Source organism: Mesorhizobium sp. M7A.T.Ca.US.000.02.2.1, assembly GCF_003996995.1.
GTDB lineage: Bacteria > Pseudomonadota > Alphaproteobacteria > Rhizobiales > Rhizobiaceae > Mesorhizobium.
Genome location: NZ_RZTT01000577.1, coordinates 1 through 2979, shown reverse-complemented (window position 1 = coordinate 2979; position 2979 = coordinate 1). Strand labels below are relative to the sequence as shown.

2 protein-coding genes are annotated in these 2979 nt (G+C 59.4%); both read left to right on the top strand.

The window, feature by feature from the left end; translation table 11 throughout:
- Window positions 1-1610: 1610 nt before the first annotated feature.
- Window positions 1611-1904, top strand: a complete 294-nt coding sequence (locus tag EOD15_RS31865; protein ID WP_127319055.1) for a helix-turn-helix transcriptional regulator — start codon at window positions 1611-1613, stop codon at window positions 1902-1904.
- 30 nt (window positions 1905-1934) lie between these two features.
- A complete protein-coding gene (locus EOD15_RS31860; protein ID WP_127319057.1) occupies window positions 1935-2219 on the top strand; it encodes a GtrA family protein in 285 nt (94 codons plus the stop codon).
- The last annotated feature ends 760 nt before the right edge of the window (window positions 2220-2979 follow it).

Here is a 2979-nt window from a genome sequence, read left to right as displayed (position 1 = left end):
CTGTCCCATTATAGGACGGCGCGGTCAAAACCCAACCGGACTGCGCAGGCGGCTCCGGCACTGAAGCGCCCGCCCGAATGCCGGAGCCGCCACTCACACCTAATATACCAGCAATGGTTGAATCAACCGTTACCGCACGTGCTTTCCTCTGCGCTTCCCTGATCGTTACACTGTTGACCGAGCGGACCGAACGCTTCTAGACGATGAAAGTTCGATGGAGAGGACGAAGCTACCCGATTGTGGGCCCGTAATCCCGGCAAGCGGCATGCAGGATAGCTCTAACCTGCCTGACGTGCGGTGAGCAGACAATGCGTGAGCTTCGCTAAGCGATCTGGCACATTGACCCTCTGAGCGGTCGATCCCCTATGGATGTAGCCGCTTATACAGGGTCCACCGCCGGCGCCTCAATAGGCGGCGGGCCGCAGGTCCCAGGGCGCTCAAATCGAACGCGAAACAGCCGTCTCGCACTCATTTGCCGATGCCGCGAGACGGGCTGCGGAAGCTTCCACCCAGTACGAGGCTTCCAGCGTTCCGAACCTTGGCTGCTGAAGACTGCTCCGTTAGCTTTTGCTGAAGCGGGTACTTGTTATGCTGCGGTGATTTTTCGTCGCCATGAAAAAACTAGCTGCCTCGGACAGGAACGGCTTGGCCCGAGCGGCTGGAGTCGCAAGACCCGTGGGAGGATAGTCCAGTTTCCGGATCCCAGAAACAGTATAAGTCGAAGCCGCGCTACTCGGAACTCCCAGGCCCCGCCAACCATTCCCGTAGATCTTCTTCGATTTTCGCCAAGACGTAGCGAATAATGGCACTCCGCACGCAGGATCTCCCCTTCGATGGGAAATTGCTTGAACGAGATCGTCCAGGCGATCTAGATAAGGTAGGCGGCTCATCAGCCTTCACCACGCTGCACCTCACATGCGCTCTCCATGAATGAGTACCCACCACGCCACCGAGCCGTGGCGGGTACTCAGCCAACCGCCGACGAAGGGACGATGATCGACGGTCACATTTCCAAATGTAGAAAAGGCTCCGTTGTTTCAGGGTCGGACCTTTGCGAGTCCATGTCGGGCTTCAGTCGGGCCCAGACACGATAGAGTGCCTGCAAGGGTGTGTAGCAGCGCCAGCGCGAAGGCCCCGTCACTGACCAGCAATGATGGATTTCGGAAACCAGGTTGCCTGGTCCGCAAGACTCAGTGGGTCCGCCCCCACTTGCGGGTAGAGGCGGACCCGACCGAGGCTTGGGGGCCTCGACCGGCAGCGGGGGACGCTGCCGCTTGTTCAACCTGCCGCAGCATATCAGGTTCCGCTGATTCACAAAAAGCCCACCGGAAGATGCCGGGCAGGTTCTGGAGTGTGCTGGGACCAACCAGCATAGGTCAACAAGCCGCGACAGGGTTGGTCCCGATAGCGGGCGGACGCCGCCAAGCCGCAGCCCTCGTTTCACCCGCCCGCTGCTTGCCCCACACTCTCGTCCCGGCGCCGCCTGTAGCCTGTCACATGCATCGCTGAGACATCGCTCGTAACGACCGTCCCCCTCGCGGGGAAGATCGATCATCCGATCGTCGCACAGATCGAAGGAACATTTTAGAGTTATCGAATGTTCACATCCTATGGACAGCCGAACCCAACTCTCAGCAGCTCAATCGAGAACAGCACGCGCCCTGCTGAACTGGTCGCGGGTGCGCCTTGCCGCAAAAGCCAGTCTCAGCGAAATGGCGATCAGAGATTTTGAGAACGGTATTCGAAATCCGCGTCCCCACAAGATCGCGGCCATGCGCCAAGCGTTTGAGGACGCGGGAATTACTTTCACCTTCGAAGGCGCTCAGTCGCTAGCCCGCCCTGAAGGTCATAGCGGCCTCGCCACCACCAATAGAATGTGGCGCCGCCGGCAGAGACAAGCATAACGATAAGGGTCCTTCATCCGCGTAGAGAGTATGTGTCTAGTGCGCGTGCCTGAGCATCGGTCTGCCGGCGACGACGCGCTCAAGCTGCTGGCACGCTTCGGCATGGTCGGCATCGCCTCCACAATTCTGTATGCCGCTTTGGTTACCGCTTTTATCGGAACGGCTCGCTGTCACCCCATCCAGCCCTCGCTTGGGGCATATGCCGCAGCCACCCTGTATTCGTACCTGGCTTACAGATCCCTGACGTTCGTGTCGGGCCCATCGCATCGAACTGAAGCTCCGCGTTTCCCGGCGATTCTTGACGCGCTCAGATAACATCGCGCCGTGTGACGGCGAGTCCTAGCCGCCTGCGCGGACGTCTCAATCGAGATGCCGGCCTTTCGCAGAATCGCCAGGAGTCTGGCAGGGGCATTGTTGTATTTGGTGGGTCATAAAGTTTTTGCGCCGGCCTTAGGAACATGCATCCGGAATCTAAGTTGGAAACGTGCTTGGTGTGAGAACTCCCTCCCTCAAGTCCAAGCTCTGGTGCAGGGCCCGTCGCTGTGACCTCAGCGGCGGGCCAACCTGGAGAAACCCATGCAACCTTTTCGTAAGGCTGGAACCCGTTTGCAGCTCGGCTTCGGGCAGGTCTCAAAGCCAAGGCCCCCTCTAGTCGTGCCTTCAGCGGCCGGTCTACTCGTCAGACGCTCCACGGTCTCAATGATGGCCTTCGCCAGCGGCTCGGGTTGTAGTGACCAGTCAGCCCAATCCTCGGATGGTAGCACGCCAAGGGCGATATTTGCGGATCCGCGCCTGGACAGTTTGGCCTCCTACCAGAATACCGTTGAATTTACAGTTTGGTAAAAAATTCCCCATCAATCGTAGACTGACTTCGCAGCCGCCAGTGAGGAAGGAGGGTGACGGCCTTCCGGTGTCCTGCTCGGCTAGGAAAACCAAGCGCGATCCAAACTTCCATCCTGGGAGCAAGGTTGCCTTGAATCGAAAGTGGGTCCGCCCCACTGGCAGGCAGAGGCGGACTCGGCCGAGGCTTGGGGACCTCGACCGGCAGCGGGGACGCTGCCGCCGTTTCGAACCT

Bases quoted from the DNA above. Each gene is read 5' to 3' on its own strand.
- EOD15_RS31860 (WP_127319057.1), top strand. From the start codon at position 1,935: ATGTGTCTAGTGCGCGTGCCTGAGCATCGGTCTGCCGGCGACGACGCG.
- EOD15_RS31865 (WP_127319055.1), top strand. From the start codon at position 1,611: ATGGACAGCCGAACCCAACTCTCAGCAGCTCAATCGAGAACAGCACGC.